Annotated in this window: 19 protein-coding genes; 11 read left to right on the top strand and 8 right to left on the bottom strand. The window is 65.6% G+C overall.

Going from position 1 to position 19,743, the window contains the following annotated elements:
- Positions 1 to 63: 63 nt before the first annotated feature.
- The 6 genes from VGI62_RS22100 (at position 64) to VGI62_RS22075 (ending at position 5,902) form a co-directional block, all read left to right on the top strand.
- A complete protein-coding gene (locus VGI62_RS22100) occupies positions 64 to 774 on the top strand; it encodes a GDSL-type esterase/lipase family protein (RefSeq protein WP_331506764.1) in 711 nt (236 codons plus the stop codon).
- A gap of 99 nt (positions 775 to 873) precedes the next feature.
- Positions 874 to 2,151 (top strand): LLM class flavin-dependent oxidoreductase, encoded by a 1,278-nt coding sequence (locus VGI62_RS22095; RefSeq protein ID WP_331506763.1) that lies wholly within the window; start codon positions 874 to 876, stop codon positions 2,149 to 2,151.
- A gap of 3 nt (positions 2,152 to 2,154) precedes the next feature.
- Positions 2,155 to 2,931, top strand: coding sequence for an alpha/beta fold hydrolase (locus tag VGI62_RS22090; RefSeq protein ID WP_331506762.1), 777 nt, complete (start codon positions 2,155 to 2,157; stop codon positions 2,929 to 2,931).
- A 19-nt stretch (positions 2,932 to 2,950) separates the two neighbouring features.
- Positions 2,951 to 3,532: an alpha-ketoglutarate-dependent dioxygenase AlkB gene (locus VGI62_RS22085; protein ID WP_331506761.1), complete on the top strand. Its 582-nt coding sequence runs from the start codon at positions 2,951 to 2,953 to the stop codon at positions 3,530 to 3,532.
- A gap of 97 nt (positions 3,533 to 3,629) precedes the next feature.
- Positions 3,630 to 4,847, top strand: a complete 1,218-nt coding sequence (locus VGI62_RS22080; RefSeq protein WP_331506760.1) for a parallel beta-helix domain-containing protein — start codon at positions 3,630 to 3,632, stop codon at positions 4,845 to 4,847.
- Positions 4,844 to 5,902 carry an SO2930 family diheme c-type cytochrome gene (locus tag VGI62_RS22075; protein WP_331506759.1) on the top strand — a complete coding sequence of 353 codons (1,059 nt, stop codon included), beginning with the start codon at positions 4,844 to 4,846 and terminating at the stop codon, positions 5,900 to 5,902. The genes VGI62_RS22080 and VGI62_RS22075 overlap by 4 nt, the downstream gene beginning before the upstream one ends.
- 3 nt (positions 5,903 to 5,905) lie before the next feature.
- Here VGI62_RS22075 and VGI62_RS22070 read toward each other — a convergent pair whose 3' ends face one another.
- From VGI62_RS22070 to VGI62_RS22045, 6 genes are all read right to left on the bottom strand, one after another.
- Entirely contained in the window at positions 5,906 to 7,141 is a 1,236-nt protein-coding gene (locus tag VGI62_RS22070) for an acyl-CoA dehydrogenase family protein (protein WP_331506758.1), read from the bottom strand.
- A gap of 81 nt (positions 7,142 to 7,222) precedes the next feature.
- The gene (locus VGI62_RS22065; RefSeq protein WP_331506757.1) at positions 7,223 to 7,510 is read right to left on the bottom strand and encodes a hypothetical protein; all 288 of its coding nucleotides are present in this window, start codon (positions 7,508 to 7,510) and stop codon (positions 7,223 to 7,225) included.
- Positions 7,507 to 8,256: a DUF899 domain-containing protein gene (locus VGI62_RS22060; protein WP_331506756.1), complete on the bottom strand. Its 750-nt coding sequence runs from the start codon at positions 8,254 to 8,256 to the stop codon at positions 7,507 to 7,509. Before VGI62_RS22060 ends, VGI62_RS22065 begins: the two co-directional genes overlap by 4 nt.
- A gap of 50 nt (positions 8,257 to 8,306) precedes the next feature.
- Entirely contained in the window at positions 8,307 to 8,837 is a 531-nt protein-coding gene (locus VGI62_RS22055) for an SRPBCC family protein (RefSeq protein ID WP_331506755.1), read from the bottom strand.
- Complete coding sequence (locus VGI62_RS22050) at positions 8,834 to 9,184, bottom strand: metalloregulator ArsR/SmtB family transcription factor (RefSeq protein ID WP_331506754.1); 351 nt, start codon at positions 9,182 to 9,184, stop codon at positions 8,834 to 8,836. Before VGI62_RS22050 ends, VGI62_RS22055 begins: the two co-directional genes overlap by 4 nt.
- Positions 9,185 to 9,230: 46 nt before the next feature.
- A complete protein-coding gene (locus VGI62_RS22045; RefSeq protein WP_331506753.1) occupies positions 9,231 to 9,533 on the bottom strand; it encodes a hypothetical protein in 303 nt (100 codons plus the stop codon).
- 57 nt (positions 9,534 to 9,590) lie between these two features.
- Between VGI62_RS22045 and katG the strand changes: the two genes are divergently transcribed.
- The 5 genes from katG (at position 9,591) to VGI62_RS22020 (ending at position 15,923) form a co-directional block, all read left to right on the top strand.
- Positions 9,591 to 11,762, top strand: a complete 2,172-nt coding sequence (gene katG, locus VGI62_RS22040) for a catalase/peroxidase HPI (RefSeq protein ID WP_331506752.1) — start codon at positions 9,591 to 9,593, stop codon at positions 11,760 to 11,762.
- A 209-nt stretch (positions 11,763 to 11,971) separates the two neighbouring features.
- Positions 11,972 to 12,388 carry a rubrerythrin family protein gene (locus VGI62_RS22035; protein ID WP_331506750.1) on the top strand — a complete coding sequence of 139 codons (417 nt, stop codon included), beginning with the start codon at positions 11,972 to 11,974 and terminating at the stop codon, positions 12,386 to 12,388.
- A gap of 76 nt (positions 12,389 to 12,464) precedes the next feature.
- Positions 12,465 to 13,847, top strand: coding sequence for a heterodisulfide reductase-related iron-sulfur binding cluster (locus VGI62_RS22030; RefSeq protein ID WP_331506748.1), 1,383 nt, complete (start codon positions 12,465 to 12,467; stop codon positions 13,845 to 13,847).
- Between the two features lie 10 nt (positions 13,848 to 13,857).
- Positions 13,858 to 14,451, top strand: coding sequence for a DUF3501 family protein (locus VGI62_RS22025; protein WP_331506747.1), 594 nt, complete (start codon positions 13,858 to 13,860; stop codon positions 14,449 to 14,451).
- Between the two features lie 149 nt (positions 14,452 to 14,600).
- Entirely contained in the window at positions 14,601 to 15,923 is a 1,323-nt protein-coding gene (locus tag VGI62_RS22020) for an MFS transporter (protein WP_331506746.1), read from the top strand.
- Positions 15,924 to 16,234: 311 nt separating this feature from the next.
- Here VGI62_RS22020 and VGI62_RS22015 read toward each other — a convergent pair whose 3' ends face one another.
- On the bottom strand, positions 16,235 to 17,440 hold the full coding sequence (locus VGI62_RS22015) for an acetyl-CoA C-acyltransferase (protein WP_331506744.1): 1,206 nt from the start codon (positions 17,438 to 17,440) through the stop codon (positions 16,235 to 16,237).
- A 177-nt stretch (positions 17,441 to 17,617) separates the two neighbouring features.
- Positions 17,618 to 19,702 (bottom strand): 3-hydroxyacyl-CoA dehydrogenase NAD-binding domain-containing protein, encoded by a 2,085-nt coding sequence (locus tag VGI62_RS22010; RefSeq protein WP_331506742.1) that lies wholly within the window; start codon positions 19,700 to 19,702, stop codon positions 17,618 to 17,620.
- Positions 19,703 to 19,743: the final 41 nt, after the last annotated feature.

Below are 19,743 nucleotides of genomic sequence, written 5' to 3'. Positions count from 1 at the left end.
TGGGTGTTCTCTGCGCGATGCTCCGCTAGTCTGGTCTAGCCGCAAGCCAAGCCGGAGCCGTCCATGCGCACCAACGTCGTTCTTGCCCTCGTCTGCCTCGCGGCGGCCGCCGCCGCCCAGCCGGCGTTTTCCCAGCCGGCCGTATCGAAGACGGGGCCTGAGCGGTTCGCGCCGGAGATCGCAGCCTTTGCGGCCGCCGACCGGGAGCACAAGCCGCCGCCCTGCGGGTTCCTGTTCGTCGGCTCCTCCAGCATTCGCTTCTGGAAGACCCTCGACGCCGACATGGCGCCCTTGCCGACGCTGAACCGCGGCTTCGGTGGCTCGACCATTGCCGACGTGGACTACTATTTTGATCAGGTCGTGACGCCCTATCGTCCCCGGGCCATCCTCTTTTACGCCGGCGAGAACGACATCAACGGGGGCGAGGCCCCCAGCATCGTCACCGGCAATTTCGCCCGCTTCATGGATCTCAAAACCAAAACGCTCGGTGACGCTCCGGTCTATTTCATCTCCCTGAAGCCCTCGAAACTCAGATGGCTACAGCGCGATAAGCAAGCGCAGGTCAACGCCCAGATCCAGGCTCTTGCCGAGAAGCGGAGCGATCTGCACTACGTCGATGTCGTCCCGGCGATGCTGACCAGCGGCATGCCGAAGGACATCTACGTCGCCGACGGACTGCACATGACGCCCGAGGGCTACAAGCTCTGGACCGAGGTGATCCGTCCCGTCGTTCAGGCTGAAGCCAGGCGCCCTACGAGTTGTAAGGCGAGCTGAGTCGCCGCGGCGGACGTTTCCCGGTTGGCGCCCGCCGCATTGCGGTTATCGTTGTTCATATGACCACCCATTAGAGGTGGTGGCTCGGAGGACAGGCGTATGAAGTTCACCTGGTTCAACCTGATGCCTTGGCCCTATCTGCCGGACGACTTCCGGGAGAAGAACCGCTCGGTGTGGGTGGACATCGACCAGAAGCTGTTCGATCCGGTGAAGAGCCACGAAGTCTACAACACCTACATGGACCTGCTGGAGTACGCCGACTCCCTGGGGTTCGATGGTGTGGGGGTGAACGAGCACCATCAAAACGGCTACGGGATTATGCCCAGCCCCAACATCATCGCCGCTGGTCTGGCGCGGCGGACAAAGGACGCGGCGATCGTCGTCCTGGGCAACTCCATCGCCCTCTACAACCCGCCGGTTCGCGTGGCCGAGGAATTCGCCATGCTGGACTGCATTTCCGGTGGGCGACTGGTGGCTGGGTTCCCCGTCGGGACGTCGATGGACACCAACTACTGCTATGGCCAGATCCCGAGCCTGACGCGGGAAAAGTACCAGGAGGCGCACGACCTCATCATCAAGGCCTGGACGACCCGCGAGCCGTTCGCCTTCAACGGGCGCTACAACAAACTGAGGCACGTCAACATCTGGCCGCGGCCGATCCAACAGCCGCATCCGCCGGTGCACATCCCCGGCGGCGGGTCGGTCGAGACATACGATTTCTGCATCGACAACACCTACTCTTACTCATACCTGAGCTTCACCGGCTACATACGCGCCAAGGCGTTGTTGGACGGATACTGGAAGCGGGTGGACGAGCGCGGCGCCGACAAGAGCCCCTACCGCGCGGGATTCGCCCAGACGATCCTGGTGGCCGATACAGACGAAGAGGCCGAGCGGCTCTACGCCGAGCACGTCAACTACTTCTACAACCGCTGCCTGCACGTCTATCCGGGCTTTGCCGACGCTCCGGGCTACCGGACGATCAAGACCATCCAGAGCGGTGCGCTCTCGCAGTACGCGCCCCCGAGGGGCGGGTTCGCCACGTTGACCTGGAAGGACCTGACCGAGGGCGGCCACGTGATCGCCGGCTCCCCGGAGACCGTGCGCCAGCGTATGGAGGAGCTCTGCAAAGGCCTGAACGTCGGCAATATCTTCTGCCTGATGCACGTCGGGAACATGCCGTCCGACAAGTGCATGTATTCCACCAAGCTGTTCGCCGAAAAGGTCATGCCGAAGCTTCGAGGCATGTTCCCCGACTGGGCCGATGACAACCGGTTCTGGACCTCGCCTCTGGACAAGCGGGTCGCTTCCGGCCGGCTGCCCAAGGAGGCTCCCACCGGGGCAGATCTCGCCAAGACCTACGCGCTGGAGGCCTGAGCCATGGAGCTGAAGACCGTCCAGACCCGTCATGTACCGGTTCGCTACTTCGAAGGGGGATCGGGGCCCCAACTCTTCTACCTTCATGGCGCAGGCGGTTTGACCGCGGCGGACCCGTTCCTCAACGCCCTGGCCGCCAAGCATCACGTCTTTGCGCCGCTGATCCCTGGCTACGGTGACTCCGAAGAAGCGCCCGAGATACGCGACATGCTTGATTTCACCCTGCACAGTTGGGACGTCGTCGAGGCGCTTGGCCTTGCGGACCCCCTGCTTGTCGGACACTCCATGGGTGGGATGATCGCCGCTGAGATGGCTGCCGTGGCGCCCAACGACGTATCTCGGCTGGCGCTGATCGCACCAGCCGGCCTTTGGGACGACGAGCACCCCATTCCCGACCTCTTCTCGACCCTGCCGTTCGAGATGCCGGCGCTCTTGTTCCACGACGCCGAAGCGGGCGCCGCGATGATGACCGCCGGGCGCAACGTTGAGGACCCGGGCTTCCTGCAGGCCTACCTGGTCACCAATGCCCGCCAGCTCGGCATGGCCGGACGCATCCTCTTCCCGATCCCGGAACGGGGCCTAGCCACGCGGCTCTACCGCATCAAGGCCAAGACCGTACTGGTCTGGGGCGATTCCGACCGACTCATCCCGCCCACCTACGCCCACGCCTTCAAGAAGGCCATCACCGGCGCCCAGCTGGTCTCCATCCCCGAGGCGGGCCACATGGTGATCCTTGAGAAGACCGCCGCCGTCGTCGAGGCCATTTCGACGCTCGGCTAGGCGCACCATATGCCGGGCGATGTCACTCGCCCGCCAGCCATCGCTGTTCGACGTCGATCGCGGCCCCACCGCGCCGGCGGGTTTCGACTATCGCGACGCCTTCCTCACGCTGAGCGAAGAAGCCGAGCTTGCGGCGTGGCTCTCCACCCTGCCGTTCCAGGCCTTTCAGTTCCGAGGCTATGAGGCCAGGCGCCGGGTGGTCTCGTTCGGGTGGCGGTACGATTTCACGCGCAGCCACCTCGAAAAGGCTGACGACATGCCAGCCGAACTCTCGGGGGTGCGGGCCCGCGCCGCGACCTTCGCGGGCCTCGCGCCGCAGGACCTGCAGCAATGCTTGCTGAACGAATACCTGCCCGGCGCCCCGATCGGCTGGCACCGCGATCGGCCGATCTTTGACAAGGTCGTCGGGATCTCGCTGCTGGCGGCCTGCAGCTTTCGTCTGCGGCGACGGATCCCGGACGGGTTCGAGCGCACAGCCATCGAGCTTGCCCCGCGCTCGATCTATCTCCTGAGCGGGACGGCGCGTAGCGCCTGGGAGCACTCGATCCCGGCGGTCAAGGCCCATCGCTACTCGATCACCTTCCGCAACTTGCGCGTCTGAAGGTCGCGCCAACGCGATTGATTGCCACTGCGAGGGCGGGTCACCATGGGTTATGAACCGGCGCGCCATGACGCCGGGATTCGCGAGGAAAGAGTTGATGAGAACGTTGCTGATCGCCGCGGGCGCCGCAGCCCTGTTAGCCGGCCACGCTCAGGCCAGGGTCTTGACGGTGACGCCGGGCGGGGACGCGCAGGAAAAGCTGCAAACCGCGCTGCTCGACGCAAAGTCCGGTGACACCGTATCGATCGCCGCAGGGCGCTACGAACTCACCGACGGCCTCTCGCTTGATGTCCCGGGCGTAACGGTGAAGGGAGCCGGCCCTGACGCCACGATCCTCTCCTTCAAGGGCCAGAAGAGCTCAGGCGAGGGTTTCCTGATCACCTCCAACAAGGTCACGGTTCGCGACCTCGGCGTCGAAGACACCAAGGGCGACGGGATCAAGGCCAAGGGCGTTGACCAGATCAGCTTCGTCAACCTGCGGGTCGAGTGGACCGGCGGGCCCAAGGACACCAACGGGGCCTATGGGGTCTATCCGGTCTCCTCGACCAATGTCCTCATCGACAAGGTGACGGTGAAGGGCGCCGCCGATGCCGGCATCTACGTCGGCCAGTCGAAGATGATCGTCGTCAGGAACAGCCGCGCCGAGTTCAACGTGGCCGGCATCGAGATCGAGAACTCGATGAACGCCGACGTTCTTGACAACGTTGCGACCCACAATGCCGGGGGCATCCTGGTTTTCGACCTTCCGAACCTGCCGCAGATGGGCGGCCACTCGACGCGGATCTTCCACAACAAGGTCGTGCAGAACGACACCCGGAACTTCGCCCGCAAGGGCGCGATTGTCGGCGACGTGCCGACCGGCACCGGCATCATGTTGATGGCCAACCGCGACGTTCACGTCTTCGAAAACGAGATCGACCAGAACCAGACCGCGGCGGTCATGCTGGTCAGCTACACGCAAAAGTACGATGATCTGACCTACAACCCGTTGCCGCGCGACATCGTCGTCAGGAACAATAAAATCGGCAAGAACGGCTGGGACCCGAAGTTCCCGGGTGGCGATGTGATCGCCAAGGCGATGGGCGGCAGCATGCCGCCGACGATCTGGGACGGGGTCACCAACTACACGCCGAAGGGCGCGAGCGCGCCGCAGATGGTGCATGTGCGGTTGCTGGACGGCCCGGTGGCGAACCTCCACTTCGCCGCTCCAGGATCAGTCTTCAGCGCCAAGCCGCAGGTGGTGCCGACAATCGATGACGGCGCCATCGCCGAGCCCAAGCCCGTGGTGCTGCCGAAAGCGCAAACCGGCCTATGATTCGTGTGCTCGCAGTCCTGGCGGCGGCGCTGGGTCTCAGCGCAGCCGCTCCTGCGCCGACCGACGTGGCGCTGAACGCACTCCTTTCGGCCACGCCTGCGCCAACGCTGGCGGCCTATCGTCTGTTTACGGACGATAGTGCGCGCCATCCGAACGCCGGAGTAACGCCATATGCGCTCAACACGCCGCTGTTCAGCGACTATGCGGAGAAGTCGCGCTTCCTCTACCTGCCGCCGGGAACCAAGGCCCGCTATAAGCCCCAGGGCGCGCTCGATCTTCCGATCGGGGCGACGCTGATCAAGACCTTCGCCTACCCTGCCGACTTTCGTCGTCCGAACGAGAAGGTGCGCGTTCTGGAGACCCGGCTCCTCATCCATCGCCGGAGCGGGTGGACGGCGCTGGCCTACGTCTGGAACCCCGAGCAGACCGAAGCGCGGTTGAAGCGGGCTGGGACCCGGCTGGACGTTAATTTCATCGACGCCCATGGCCTGCCCCGTCAGGTCGACTATCACGTGCCCAACGCCAACCAGTGCAAGGAGTGCCACTCCCTGTCGGGTCGGATCGCGCCGATCGGGGTCAAGGCGCGCAACCTGAACGGGGTGTTCGCCTACCCCGAGGGTCCGGAGAACCAGCTCGCCCATTGGACACGGACCGGCCTTCTTGACGGCTCGCCCGCGCCGGAGAAGGCGCCACGAACTGCGGTCTGGGACGACGCCTCCGAGCCGCTCGAAGCCCGCGCCCGGGCCTATCTCGACGGCAATTGCGGCCATTGCCACAACCCCCGTGGCATGGCCTCCAACACCGGCCTTAACCTCGACCTTGAAGAGGCCCACCCCGCCAAGATGGGCATCGGCAAGCGTCCTGTCGCCGCCGGCAAGGGCTCAGGCGACCTGGAGGTCGACCTGGTCCCCGGCCACCCCGACACCTCGATCATCGCTTACCGAATGGCTTCCACCGATCCCGGCGTCATGATGCCGGAACTCGGCCGTTCCCTGGTGCACGACGAAGGCCTCGCACTGGTCCGCGACTACATCGCCAAGATGCAGGGGCGCTAAGGCCTAAAGCAGATCTCCGCCAGCTGCGGCGGCTGTGGTGCCGTCCTTTTGGAAGGCCTTGATGACATTTCGGCCCACCGTCCAGCGGTGCACCTCGTCCGGTCCATCCACCAGCCGCTGCGCCCGGATGTGGGTGTACCAGGCGGCCAACGGGGTATCGCGGCTGTAGCCCAAGGCGCCGTGCAACTGGATCGCTGTGTCCACCACGTGGTGGACCATGTGCGCCAGGTAGACCTTGGCGATGGAATTCTCCTGGCGCATGTCCATGCCCTTTTCCGCCTTGTAGGCGATGTGCAGGAGCATCAGGCGCGAGATATAGAGTTGGGTCGCGCACTCGGCGAGCATGAACTGGACGGCTTGGCGCTCGCTGAGCTTGCGGCCGAAGGTCTCGCGGTCGGTGACCCGCGCGGCGGCCATATCGAGCGCCCGCTGCGCCATGGCGATGTTGTGCATGCCATGCCTGAGGCGCCCGTAGGCCAAACGATGCTGGCCCATGTCGAAGCCGCGGCCCTCGCCGCCCAAGAGGTTCTCGGCCGGCACCACCAGATCCTTGATCTCGATCTCGGCGTGGCCGCCGCCCATGATGTGCGAAAGCGGCCCCTCGGCGGCCATGGTCTGAATGTCGCGCTTGATCCGGTAGCCCGGGTTCGGCAGCTCGACGATAAAGGTCGAGAATTGCTGGTGACGGGGCGCGTCCGGATCGGTGCGCGCCATGACCAGAGCCAGGTCCGCGGCGCTGGCGGCCGACGAGAACCACTTCTCGCCGTTCAAGATGTAGTTTTCGTTGCCGTCCTTGACCGCGCTCGTGCGCATGCCCGTGGCGTCGGCGCCCGACGCCTTCTCGGTCATCGAGTAGCAGACCCGCTTCTCACCGTTCAGCAGCGGCTTTAGGAATTTTTCCTTCTGGTAGTCGGTGCCGTGGGCCAGCAGCGTCAGGATCGTCGCGTCGTCGGGCCCCTGGCTGTTCATCGAAAGCGCGCCCAGGTGGCTCTGGCCGAGCTCCATCTGAACCAGCGCGTTGGCCAGCGGGCCTAGACCCATGCCGCCATATTCCTTGGGCACGAAGGGCAGCCACAGGCCCTGGCCGCGAGCCTTGGCCCTCAGTTCGGCGAGGACGGTCTTGTAGCTGTCCTTGTCCTTGATCCGACTCTCGGCCGGGATGCATTCGTCGTGCACCCACTGACGCACGCGCTCGCGCATGGCCTTGGCTTCCGGCGGAATCTCGAAGTCGATGGACATTGGCGGTTCCTCTCTCTTGTTGGAACCAGCGTGTGTCCCCAGCGGTCGAGGAGCAAGCCTCATCTCACATCAAGGCTGTCGTCAGTCAGCCTGGATACCGCCTCGCTGCCCCGAGATCAGCTTCAGCCAAGGCGCCGAATGAAAGGCGCTCATCAACAGGTACATTGTCAGCATTCCTCCCAGCGCCGGCGCGTCCTGCCCTCCGGCACAGAGCGTGTTTCCCCGGCCGGCGCCAAGAATGCCCGTCAGCAGCGCCATGATCGCAAAGGTCGGCGCGGCCGCGAGGCGGAGCCAGTCGGCCGCGCCGGGAGCTGTGGCGCCGGCTCCATGGCAGCTCGCGCCAGACCCGCCGGGATGGGCTTCGTTCACGCCTTGGCCCTTGCGTCGCGGTTCTTCCACGCGGCCTCGCCAGCGTCCGAGACCTTGACCCATTTGGGGTCGGGAGGGGCGTCGGGGGCGTAGCTGTCGTGCCAGTTCCACCACTTGTAGGGCGCCGTCTGCGGATAACCGGCCGGCGAGTCTTCCCAGGTTTCCTGGCGACCAAGCGGCGTTATGTCGAGATAGCTCCAAGTGCTCCCCATCGCCTCGTCGCCACGGCTGTTGATGAAGTACGTGCGGAACACGCGTTCGCCGTCGCGAAGGAACACATTGGTGCCGTGCCACTCGTCCACGCCGAAGTCCGCATCGAAGCCGTCTGTGATGGTGTACCAGGGTATCTCCCAGCCCATCTTCGCCTTCAGGCGGGCAATATCGGCCTGCGGCGCGCGCGAGGCGAACGCGAGGGTGGTGTCTCGGGCGTTCAGGTGGGCGACATGTGCGACCTGGTCGGCCACCATCGAGCAGCCCCGGCAGGCATGGTCAGGCCAGCCGAATACCCCGGGCTCAAAGAAGGCGCGGTAGATAATCAGCTGATGGCGACCGGCGAACAGATCGAGAAGGCTCGCCTTCCCCTCGGGCCCGTCGAATGCATAGGCCTTCTCCACGGCCAGCCAGGGCATCCGACGGCGCTCGGCGGCAAGCGCGTCACGAGCGTGGGTCAACGCCTTCTCCCTCGAGAGCAGCTGCTGGCGCGCGGCCTCCCAGTCCTGAGCGGAGACGATCGATGGGGTCTGCATGGTGGGCTCCTTTCGGTTGGCGCGCCGGATGCGCCGGGGGGAGGGCGCGCCTAGGTCAGGCGCTTTTCGTAGTCAGCCTTCAGGCGGGTCCAATTCGACCAGAACATGGGAGGCTCGCCGCCGCGCAGGCGCGCCTCCAGCACATCCAGGTGCGCATGCCAGCCGGCCGAGACGCCGAGCAGTTGGCCACGGTCGCGCGCGCGCCTATGGGTCACGGTGAGCTTCACCTCCGATCCGATTGGCTCCAGTTCGAAGGTCACGTCGCTTCCGCCGGTCCACCCGAACGCCAAGAGGCGCGGTGGGTCTATGCGGATGATCGTCGTCTCCATGCTGTGAACCGCCGGGATGCTCTCTGGGCGGCCCTCATGTTGGCCGGTCAACTCGTCGTTGCGCCACGTCAGCTCGACCTTGCCGCCGACCTGCAGGTCCATGTCTCCCGTGGCCAGCCACCGGCCGCGCAACTCACTCTTGGTGAGGTAGTCCCAGAGGCGCTCGATCGGACCGGGCAGCATTCGCTCCATCCGCACGGTGGCGGCTTCAATCTGTTGGCCATAGGCGCCGATGGTCGTGGCGTCGGTCATTTGTCGTCTCCCTTCGGATTTTGAGCGTCCTGGCGGCGAAGCAGGTCTTCGAGGGCGTCGAGGCGAGCGCTCCAGAAGCGTTCGTAGAAGCGAATCCAATCGTGGGCGTCCTCGAGCGGGCTGGCTTCCAGTCGGCAGATGTGGGTGCGCCCGCGGACCTCGCGGCGCACGAGGCCGGCTTTTTCCAGCGCCTTGATGTGCTTGGAGGCCGCGGCCAATGAAATGTCGAAAGGCGCGGCCAGCTCACCGACGCTACGTCGGCCGCCGGCCAAGTCGCGGAGCATGTTGCGGCGCGTCGCATCGCCGAGTGCGTGGAAGACGGCGTCAAGCCGGCCAGCTGAGGTCATGTCTAATTCAACCATGTGGTTGAATATAGAGTTCGGACCCCGATTGTCAACCAGTTGGTTGAAGATGCGCCGCCGGCTCAGCGCTCGGGCATGCCGCCACGTTCCCCGGTTTCCTTGCGGGCGCGTTCGAGATCTTCGCCTTCGGGTCCGTTGAGCGTTTCTTCGGCTTCAACCCCTTCTCGCCGTTCAGCAGATAGTACTCGTTGCCGTCCTTGCCCGACCCGCTGATTGTCAGTTCGAGTCTGAGCCGTTCGCCCACGCGAAGATCGGGACCATAGATTTTCTCGATACAATCCATGCCAACAATCGATTTTACAAGATCACGTAGTGGGCCTTGTCTGTCCGACACGCTCGCATTCCGCTCGCCCTGAGCGCCCTGCGCGGCCAACTTGGATGGGAGAGAGACATGGCAGACGACGCTGCGGCCAAATGCCCGGTGGCTCACGGACCCTCCCACAAGGGCAATCGTGACTGGTGGCCTGGCACCCTGCGCCTCGAAGGCCTCAATCAGCACTCGCCGCGCTCCAATCCGATGGGCGAGGCGTTCGACTACGCCAAGGAGTTCAAGACCCTCGACCTCGACGCCGTGATCCGGGACCTGCATGCCCTGATGACGGACTCCCAGGACTGGTGGCCTGCGGACTTCGGCCACTACGGCGGCCTGTTCATCCGTCTGGCGTGGCACAGTGCGGGCACCTATCGCGTTTCCGATGGCCGCGGCGGCGCGGGCGGCGGCCAGCAACGCTTCGCCCCCCTCAACAGCTGGCCGGACAACGCCAACCTCGACAAGGCCCGCCGCCTCTTGTGGCCGATCAAGCAGAAGTACGGCCGCAAGATTTCCTGGGCCGACCTCTATGTCCTGGTCGGCAACGTCGCCCTGGAGTCCATGGGCTTCAAGACCTTCGGCTTCGCCGGCGGTCGGCCTGACACGTGGGAGCCCGAGGAACTTTATTGGGGTCCCGAAGGCAGCTGGCTCGGCGACGAGCGCTACAGCGGCGAGCGTCAGCTGCACAAGACCCTGGGGGCCGTGCAGATGGGCCTGATCTATGTCAATCCCGAAGGGCCCAACGGCAATCCCGACCCTGTCGCGGCCGCGCATGATATCCGCGAGACCTTCGCCCGCATGGCCATGGACGACGAGGAAACGGTCGCCCTGATCGCCGGCGGCCACACCTTCGGCAAGACCCACGGCGCTGGCGACCCGTCCTTAATCGGCCCTGAACCGGAAGGCGCGGCGATCGAGGACCAGGGCCTCGGCTGGCGCAGCAAGTACGGCGCCGGTATGGGCGCGGACGCCATCACCGGCGGTCCGGAGGTCACCTGGAGCCAGACGCCGACCAAGTGGAGCAACAACTTCTTCGACAACCTCTTCAACAACGAATGGGAACTGACCAAGAGCCCGGCCGGCGCCCAGCAGTGGCAGGCCAAGGGCGCGGCCGCCGACATTCCTGACGCACACGATAGTGGCAGGAAGCGTGTGCCCACGATGCTCACCACCGACCTCTCACTGAGGTTCGATCCCGCCTATGAGAAGATCTCGAAGCGCTTCCATGAGCACCCCGATCAGTTCGCCGACGCCTTCGCCCGCGCCTGGTTCAAGCTGACCCACCGCGACATGGGCCCGATCCAGCGCTACCTCGGCCCGCTCGTCCCGAAGGAACGTCTGATCTGGCAGGATCCGATCCCGGCCGTGGACCATCCTCTCGTCGACGCCAAGGACATCGCCGCCCTCAAGACGGAGATCCTGGCCTCCGGCCTCACCGTGCCTCAGCTGGTCGGGGCTGCCTGGGCGTCGGCCTCGACATTCCGCGGGTCCGACAAGCGGGGCGGCGCCAACGGCGGCCGCGTCCGCCTCGCGCCTCAGAAGGATTGGGCGGTCAACAATCCGCCCGAACTTGCCAAGGTGCTGCAAGGACTCGAGGCGATCCAGGCCCGGTTCAATGGCGCGGCTTCGGGCGGCAAGAAGGTCTCGCTGGCCGACCTGATCGTGCTGGGCGGCTCAGCGGCGATCGAAAAGGCGGCCAAGGACGCCGGGACCGATGTCGCCGCGCCGTTCACACCGGGCCGTATGGACGCGTCCCAGGACCAGACCGACGCAGACTCCTTCGCCCCGCTCGAACCGATCGCTGACGGCTTTCGCAACTACCGCGCCGGCGAACAGTTCATGGCGCCTGAAGAGGCCCTGGTCGATCGCGCCCAGCTCTTGCGGCTGAGCGCGCCGGAGATGACGGTCCTGGTCGGCGGCCTGCGTGTCCTGGGCGCCAACGCCGCCGGCTCCAAGCAGGGCGTCTTCACCACAGCGCCCGGCAAGCTGAGCAATGACTTCTTTGTCAACCTGCTCGACATGGCCACCGAATGGCAGGCCACCGATAAGGAGAACCAGTTCGAGGGCCGCGACCGTAAGAGCAAGGCGGTTAAATGGACCGGTTCACGGGTCGATCTGATCTTCGGCTCGCACTCTGAACTGCGGGCGTTGGCCGAGGTCTACGCCTCAGCCGACGCACAGGAAACCTTCGTCAAGGACTTCGTGGCCGCCTGGACCAAGGTGATGAACGCCGACCGCTACGATCTGGCGTAACGCGGACCTGGTTCGCACCCGGCTGGGGGCGGCATTCCGCTGAATGCCGCCCTTGCCTTGAATCCTGGATGCTGACCGCTAGGTGTCATCCGAGGCGGCGGCAGTGGCTTCCTTCCATACCTAAGCTCTATTGTCCCTGAGGCCCATAGTGCGGCATTGAAGCGTGGGGCCACGCCGTCGGCCGGCCGCCGCCAGATCAGGGAGAGACCATGAGCCTTGCGACCAGCAAAACCCTCGACAACCTCAAGGCAGCCTTCGCCGGCGAGAGCCAGGCGAACCGGCGCTACCTCTACTTCGCTCAGAAGGCCGACGTGGAAGGCTACAACGACGTCGCCGCGGTGTTCCGCTCGACGGCGGAAGGCGAGACCGGCCACGCCCATGGCCACCTCGAATTCATGGAAGCCGTCGGCGACCCGGCCACCGGCCTGCCGATCGGCGGCACCTCGCTGAACCTTAAAGCCGCCATCGCCGGGGAGACGCATGAGTACACCGACATGTACCCGGGCATGGCCCGCACGGCCCGCGACGAAGGGTTCGACGAAATCGCCGACTGGTTCGAGACCCTCGCCAAGGCTGAGAAGTCTCACGCCGGCCGTTTCCAGCGCGCGCTGGACGCCCTCGACTGATCGCAGGCCTTCTCCGGATTGTTTCCAAGGCGGCGGCCTTCGGGTCGCCGCCGTCCATTGACGCGGCAGGCCCATAGTGAGCGATGACGAGGTGAGAGACGCCAAGAACGGTCCTCCACGGGAGGGCAGCCTCGACGCGCCGTTTCGGCATCCGATCGCCTGGCGCGATGACGACTACTACGACCTCGCTAAGGTCGAGGCCGAGATGGAACGGCAGTTCGACGTCTGTCACACCTGCCGCCGCTGCTTCAATCTGTGCGACAGCTTTCCGCGCCTGTTCGACGTCATCGACGAGAGCCCGACAGGCGAGCTCGACAGCGTGCCGAAGTCGGCCTACGCCAGGGTCGATGAGGCCTGCACGCTTTGCGACATGTGCTTCCTGACTAAGTGCCCCTATGTACCGCCGCACGCCTTCGACATCGACATCCCGCACCTGATCGTCCGCTACCGCGCGGCCAAGCGTCGGGAGGGCGAACGGGATTTCGTTCGCGAACAACTGGGCATGACCGATCGCAACGGCAAACTCGCCAAGCCGGTCGCGGGCCTCGCCAATTCCATCAGTGCACGGAAGAATACGCCGCTACGCAAACTCCTCGAGGCGATCGCGCAAATCGACGCCAACGTCGAACTCCCCAAGTACAGTTCGAAGTCCGCGACGGACCGGTTGAAGAGCCCGCTGGCGCCCAACCCCGCGGGTCCGGCGTTCGGGCGGCGGAAGGTCGCGCTCTATGCCACCTGTTTCGTCGACTACAACGAGCCGGACACCGCCGTGGCTGCGGCCCGCGTACTGGCGTTGCAAGGCGTCGAGGTGAAGCTGGTCTATCCCGAATGCTGCGGCATGCCGCAGCTCGAGGCCGGTAACCTTGCGGACGTGGCCGGCCGCGCAGGCCGCGTGGCCGGGATCTTCCAGCCGCTCATCGAAGACGGCTACGACGTGGTGGCCCTGACCGCCTCCTGCGGCCTGATGATGAAGTTCGAGTGGCCGTTGATCGAGCCGCAGAACAAGGCCGTCGCCGCCCTCTCCGCCGCGACCAAGGACATCTGCGAATATGTGGTCGACCTGCAGAAGTCCTTTGGCCTCGCCGCGGGCCTGACCCCGGTCGAAGGCGGGATCACCTTGCACCACGCCTGCCACGCTCGGGCCCAGAACATGGGCGCCAAGTCCGCCGAGATGCTGCGGCTTATTCCGGAAACTCGCGTCGAGCTGGTCGAGCGCTGCTCCGGCCACGGCGGCACCTTCGGGGTGATGAAGGAGACCGCGCCGGTCGCCCGAAAGGTCGGCCGCCCAACCGCACGCCAGATCGCCGCCAAGGGGACCGACACGCTGTGCTCCGACTGTCCGCTCGCCTGCAAGCACCTGGGCCAGCTGCTCGTCGCCGAGACGGCCGATGCGGCGCATGCCGCCCCACGCCAGGCCCATCCGATCGAGATCTTCGCCCGCGCCTACGGGGCGGTGTAGAAGGAACCCCATGCCCGCCGATCAGCGCCAGATCACGCCCGCCGACCTGATCTCCGACATCGACTACGCCCGGGAGCGTCGCGAGCGCCGCCAGAGCCTGCTGCCGGTGAAGCGCCTGCGCCGCAGCGCGCTTGGCCCGGTCTGCACGGTCCTTTTCGAGTGCTACGAGACCATGCTCTTCCAGGTGCAGGAGATGCTGCTTACCGAAAAGGGCGGCGCCGAGCAGGTTCCCGACGAACTGGCCGCCTACAACCCGCTGATCCCCCAAGGCTCGGAACTGGTGGCGACCATCATGTTCGAGATCGATGACCCGGTCCGTCGCGAGGCCACGCTGGCGAGGCTAGGCGGCGTCGAGGACTGCTTCTTCATCCAGGTCGGATCGGAGCGCGCCGCGGGCGTGCCCGAGGGCGATGTCGAGCGTACGCGGGAGGACGGCAAGACCTCCTCCGTGCACTTCCTGCGCTTTAACCTGACCGCCGACCAGATCGCCCACTTCCGCGATCCGGCGATCCAGGTCCTGGTCGGTTGCAGCCACGAGGCCTACAGCCACCTCGCGGGCTTCACACCGGCGACCCGGGCCGAGCTCGCGCGCGATTTCGCCTAGCGACCGGGAAACGCCTCCCCGATGCATCGTCCGGGAAGGCCGGGAAATGACGGCATGAAGAGTCGCGACTTGTGCGCTCTGACGTATCGCGCTCTCCTCGCTCGCCAGCGAGTCCGCCGCCAGAGCGGGCCGCATCGGGAGGGTTCCACTTGACGACCACAACCGCCGCCGACCTCGCGTCGCCGTCCACCATGCGCAAGGTTGTGCTGGCCAGCATGATCGGCACCACCATCGAGTGGTACGACTTCTTCCTCTACGGCTCCGCCTCTGCCCTGGTGTTCGGCAAGCTGTTCTTTCCGAGGGCCGATCCGCTCACCGGCACCATGCTGGCCTTCGCAACCTACGCCCTGGGCTTTCTGGCCCGGCCGCTGGGCGGGGTGGTCTTCGGCCACTTCGGGGACCGAATCGGGCGCAAACAGCTCCTGATGCTGAGCCTGATCATGATGGGCGGCTCGACCTTCCTCATCGGGCTCCTGCCGACCTTTGCGCAGGTCGGCGTCTTCGCGCCCTTGGGCCTGGTGCTGCTGCGCCTGGTGCAAGGCTTCGCCGTCGGCGGCGAGTGGGGCGGGGCGGTGCTGATGGTCACCGAGTACGGGGAGGCGAAGCGGCGCGGCTTCTGGGCCGGCTGGCCGCAGGCCGGCGTGCCGGCCGGCAATCTGCTGGCCGCCGCGGTGTTGACGGTGATGTCCGCCGTGCAATCGAACGCCGACTTCCTGGCCTGGGGCTGGCGCGTGCCGTTCCTGCTGTCGGTCGTGCTGGTCGCCGTGGGCTACTGGGTCCGCACGACCCTGGCCGAAAGTCCGCTTTTCCAGCAGGCGCTCGAGGACGCCGGCGCCCCGCCGCGCGCGCCTTTGGTCGACGCCATCCGCGAGCGCCCTGGCGGAATCGCCATCGGCGCCGGCCTGCGCGTGGCCGAGAACATCAGCTTCTATGTCTTCGCCACCTTCGGCCTGACCTACCTCGTCGACCACCTGCACGTGCCGCGCACGACGGCGCTGAACGCCACGCTGATCGGCACGGCGGTCGAGGTGGCAGTGATCCCGATCGCGGCCAGCCTCTCGGACCGGCTGGGCCGCCGGCCGGTCTATTTCTTCGGGGCCGTCGCGCTCGCGGTCTGGAGCTTCATCTTCTTCCGCCTGCTCGACACCGGCCAGACATCGCTGATCATCGCGGCCATGGTCGGCGGCCTCGCCTGTCACGGGATAATGTATGGGCCGCAGGCGGCCTTCATCGCCGAGCTGTTCCCGACGCGGATGCGCTATTCCGGCGCCTCGTTGGCCTACCAGGGCACTTCGATCTTCGCCGGTTCGCTGGCCCCGATCATCGCCCTCGCTCTTCTGGGCCGGTTCAACTCCTGGGTCCCGATCGCCATCTACCTCGCCATCGCCGGCGCCATCAGCGCCTTCGCTGCGCTCAAGGCGCGCGAGACCAAGGGCCTCACCTTCGCCGAGATCGACGCCCAAGCGTGGTAACGAAAAGGGCCGCCCTCGCAAGCGGCCCTTCTCACAGTTCGATCAGGTGCGTCTCGAAGCCGCCTCACGCGCGGTCTGTGTTGGCTTCATGAGGGGGTGTCGGGGAATGGAACCATGGCAGGCTCGTCAGAGGTGCAGAAGCGCAGCCCTCGCAAAGGGCGTCGCAGCGGTTGGCTCGTCGCAGCTCAGCGTTCAGAATGCGGCGCGCTTTTACGGATGGGTTCGTCCTGGCCGATCAGCGACAGTGATCGGGGCCGACCCGCGAAAGTAGGTAGGAGCCCCGCCCCGAGGGACGGCGCTCCTACGCCGCCTTAGAAGATTTCGAACAGGCCTGCCGCGCCCATGCCGCCGCCGACGCACATCGTCACGACGCCGTACTTCGCCCCGCGGCGTTTGCCCTCGTACATGAGGTGCGCCGTGCAGCGGGCGCCGGTCATGCCATAGGGGTGGCCGATGGAGATCGAGCCACCGGAGACGTTCAGCTTGTCGTTCGGGATGCCAAGCTTGTCGCGGCAGTAGAGCACCTGGCTGGCGAAGGCCTCATTCAGCTCCCAGATATCGATGTCCTCGATCTTTAGGCCATTGCGCTCAAGGAGCTTGGGGATCGCGAACACAGGGCCGATGCCCATCTCTTCCGGACCGCAACCGGCCACCGCCATGCCGCGATAGGCCCCCAGAGCCTCGAGGCCGCGCTTTTCGGCTTCCTTGCGCTCCATGAGCAGCACCGCAGCCGCGCCGTCCGACAACTGCGATGCATTGCCGGCGGTGATGAACTTGCCTTCCTGAACGTAGCGGCCGCCCTTGAAAACGGGCTGGAGCTTTTGCAGGTCGGCGAGCGTCGTCTGCGGGCGATTGCCCTCGTCGGCGGAGATGGTGATCTCCTTGTCGGCAGTCTCGCCGGTTTCCTTGTTGACCAGCACCTTCATGATCGTGGTCATCGAGGCGATCTCGCGGTCGAAGCGCCCTTCGGCTTGGGCCTGGGCCGTTCGCTGCTGCGACTGCAGAGCGTACTCGTCCTGCGCCTCGCGGCTAACGCCATAGCGCTCGGCTACGATTTCGGCGGTCTCGATCATCGAGGTCGCCAGTTCCGGCACGTGCTCCTTCAGCCACGGGTCTGTGGCCATGAAGCGGTTCACCTTGTCGTTCTGCACCAGGCTGATCGACTCGATGCCGGCGCCGATGGCGATCGGGGCCCCGTCGTTGATGATGTACTTGGCCGCTGTCGCAACCCCCATCAGGCCCGACGAACATTGGCGGTCCATGGTCGTGCCCGAAACCGTATTGGGCATCCCGGCGCGCAGCGCCGCCTGGCGGGCGATGTTGTTGCCGGTCGTGCCCTGCTGCAGGGCGCAGCCCATCACCACATCATCGACTTCCCCCGGGTCGATGCCAGCCTGCTCGACCACCGCGGCCAGGGCGTGGCCTCCGAGGGTCGCGCCGTAGGTGTTGTTGAACGCGCCGCGGTAGGCCTTGCCGATGGGGGTCCGGCGGGCGGCGACGATGACGGCTTCACGCATGGGGGAGATCCTTCGCTTGGTGTCTGCCTCCCCGGTTAGGTGAGGAGGGACCATCGGCCGGGGAGCCGATGGTCGAGGGCAATATTCAATTGGGACGGCGGCGGACGGAGCTTGGCCCTTCCACCCCGGCTCTTTGGCGGGCAGTCCCCCTCCCCCAACATCCGGGGAAGGTATTGGTCAGGCTTTGAAGTCGGAGAACTTCTTGCCCTCGGCGACGAGCTTTTCCAGCAACATGGAGGGCTTGAAGACGTCCCCCATCTTGGCCTGGAACTCCTGCATCTTGGCCAGCACCTTATCCGGGCCGACCTGGTCGCCGTAGTGCATCGGGCCGCCACGGTAGACGGGCCAGCCGTAGCCGTTGACCCAGACGACATCGACATCGGAGGGGCGGATCGCCTTGCCCTCTTCGAGGATCTTCGCGCCTTCGTTGATCATCGGATAGACGCACCGCTCGAGGATCTCCTCGTCGCTGATCTTCCGGGGATTGGCGCCGGACTTCACGATGAAGTCGTTGATGATCTTCTCGGTGACCGGGCTGGGCCTCGCATTGCGATTCTCGTCGTAGTCGTAGTAGCCGGCTCCGGTCTTCTGGCCGCGCCGGTCCATCTCGCAGAGCACGTCGCGGATAGTCTCGCCCTTTGACTTCTCCTTCACCCAGCCGATGTCGAGCCCGGCCAGGTCGCTCATCGCGAACGGGCCCATAGGGAAGCCGAAGTCGTAGAGCACCCGGTCGACGTCCCAGGGCATGGCGCCTTCCATGACCAGCTTTTGCGCCTCGCGTTGGCGCTGCCCCAGGATGCGGTTGCCGACGAAGCCGGGGGTGACGCCCACCAGCACGGCGACTTTGCCGATCTGCTTTGCGAGTTTCATCGACGTGGCGATCACGTCCTTGGCCGTGTGGTCGGCGCGGACGATCTCCAGGAGCTTCATGACATTGGCAGGCGAGAAGAAGTGCAGGCCAATCACGTCCTGCGGCCGCTTGGTCACCGAGGCGATCTCGTCGATGTTCAGTCCCGAGGTGTTGGTGGCCAGGATCGCGCCCGGTTTGCAGATGGCGTCCAGCTTCGTGAAGATGTCCTTCTTCACGTCCATACGTTCGAAGACCGCTTCGATGACGAGATCGACGTCCTTGAAATCCTCAAGGTTGAGCGAGCCCTTGATCAGGCTGGTGCGCTGCTCGACCTGCTCTGCCGTGATCCCGCCGCGCGAGGCGGTGCGCTCGTAGTTTTTGCGGATGACGCCGAGGCCGCGGTCCAGGGGTTCCTGTTGCTGCTCGACGATGACCACGGGAATGCCGGCGTTGGCGAAGTTCATGGCGATGCCGCCGCCCATGGTGCCGGCGCCGATGATGCCGACGGACTTGATCGGCCGCGTCGGGGTGTCGTCCGCCACGTCGGGGATCTTGTTGGCTTGGCGTTCGGCGAAGAAGTAGTAGCGCTGCGCCGCCGACTGGGAGCCGCTCATCAGCTCGCCGAACAGCTTGCGCTCGGCCTTCAGACCCTCCTCGAAGGAAGGCGAATTCACCGCGGCTTCGATGCACTTGATGTTGGCTTCCGGGGCCGCGAAGCCCCGGAACTTGCGGGCATTGGCCTTGCGGAAGTCGGCGAAGATCTCGGGGTGGCCCTTGGCGGCTTCCAGCTTGGCGTTGTTCTCACGCACCTTCACCAGGGGCTTGCCTTCGGCCACCGCCTTGTTGGCGAAAGCGACGGCGGCTTCCTTGAGTTTGCCCTCCTCGGCCAGTTCGTCGACCAGCCCCATGGCGAGGGCCTGCTTAGCCGGGACATGCCGCCCCGAGGTGACCATGTCGAGCGCGGCTTCCACGCCCACGATGCGCGGCAGGCGCTGGGTGCCCCCGGCGCCCGGCAGCAGGCCCAGCGCCACCTCCGGCAGGCCCACACGGGCCGAGGGGACGGCGATGCGGTAGTGGGCGCAGAGCGCGACTTCCAGACCGCCGCCCAAGGCGGTGCCGTGGATCGCGGCGATCACTGGCTTCGGCGAGTTCTCCATCATTTCCTGGACGTCGAACAGGCTCGGGCCGGCCATGGCCCCGCCAAACTCGGTGATGTCCGCGCCGGCGATGAACGTGCGGCCCTCACAGATCAGCACGATGGCCTTGGCCGATGAGGCGATGGCCTCTTTGAAGCCTTCGAAAAGGCCCTCTCGGACCTTGGCGGAGAGCGCGTTGACCGGCGGCGAATTGAGCGTGATGACCGCGACGTCGCCGTCCTGGGTCAGGGTGGTCACCGAATTGATCTCGGTCATGCGCTTAGCATCCCTATGTTGGCGGACCGCTCACTTGAAAG

Source organism: Phenylobacterium sp. (assembly GCF_036495085.1).
Classification (GTDB): domain Bacteria; phylum Pseudomonadota; class Alphaproteobacteria; order Caulobacterales; family Caulobacteraceae; genus Phenylobacterium.
This window is presented reverse-complemented; position numbering and strand designations above follow the sequence as displayed.

Bases quoted from the DNA above. Each gene is read 5' to 3' on its own strand.
- VGI62_RS22100 (WP_331506764.1), top strand. From the start codon at position 64: ATGCGCACCAACGTCGTTCTTGCCCTCGTCTGCCTCGCGGCGGCCGCC.
- VGI62_RS22095 (WP_331506763.1), top strand. From the start codon at position 874: ATGAAGTTCACCTGGTTCAACCTGATGCCTTGGCCCTATCTGCCGGAC.
- VGI62_RS22090 (WP_331506762.1), top strand. From the start codon at position 2,155: ATGGAGCTGAAGACCGTCCAGACCCGTCATGTACCGGTTCGCTACTTC.
- VGI62_RS22085 (WP_331506761.1), top strand. From the start codon at position 2,951: ATGTCACTCGCCCGCCAGCCATCGCTGTTCGACGTCGATCGCGGCCCC.
- VGI62_RS22080 (WP_331506760.1), top strand. From the start codon at position 3,630: ATGAGAACGTTGCTGATCGCCGCGGGCGCCGCAGCCCTGTTAGCCGGC.
- VGI62_RS22075 (WP_331506759.1), top strand. From the start codon at position 4,844: ATGATTCGTGTGCTCGCAGTCCTGGCGGCGGCGCTGGGTCTCAGCGCA.
- VGI62_RS22070 (WP_331506758.1), bottom strand. From the start codon at position 7,141: ATGTCCATCGACTTCGAGATTCCGCCGGAAGCCAAGGCCATGCGCGAG.
- VGI62_RS22060 (WP_331506756.1), bottom strand. From the start codon at position 8,256: ATGCAGACCCCATCGATCGTCTCCGCTCAGGACTGGGAGGCCGCGCGC.
- VGI62_RS22055 (WP_331506755.1), bottom strand. From the start codon at position 8,837: ATGACCGACGCCACGACCATCGGCGCCTATGGCCAACAGATTGAAGCC.
- VGI62_RS22050 (WP_331506754.1), bottom strand. From the start codon at position 9,184: ATGACCTCAGCTGGCCGGCTTGACGCCGTCTTCCACGCACTCGGCGAT.
- katG (WP_331506752.1), top strand. From the start codon at position 9,591: ATGGCAGACGACGCTGCGGCCAAATGCCCGGTGGCTCACGGACCCTCC.
- VGI62_RS22035 (WP_331506750.1), top strand. From the start codon at position 11,972: ATGAGCCTTGCGACCAGCAAAACCCTCGACAACCTCAAGGCAGCCTTC.
- VGI62_RS22025 (WP_331506747.1), top strand. From the start codon at position 13,858: ATGCCCGCCGATCAGCGCCAGATCACGCCCGCCGACCTGATCTCCGAC.
- VGI62_RS22015 (WP_331506744.1), bottom strand. From the start codon at position 17,440: ATGCGTGAAGCCGTCATCGTCGCCGCCCGCCGGACCCCCATCGGCAAG.
- VGI62_RS22010 (WP_331506742.1), bottom strand. From the start codon at position 19,702: ATGACCGAGATCAATTCGGTGACCACCCTGACCCAGGACGGCGACGTC.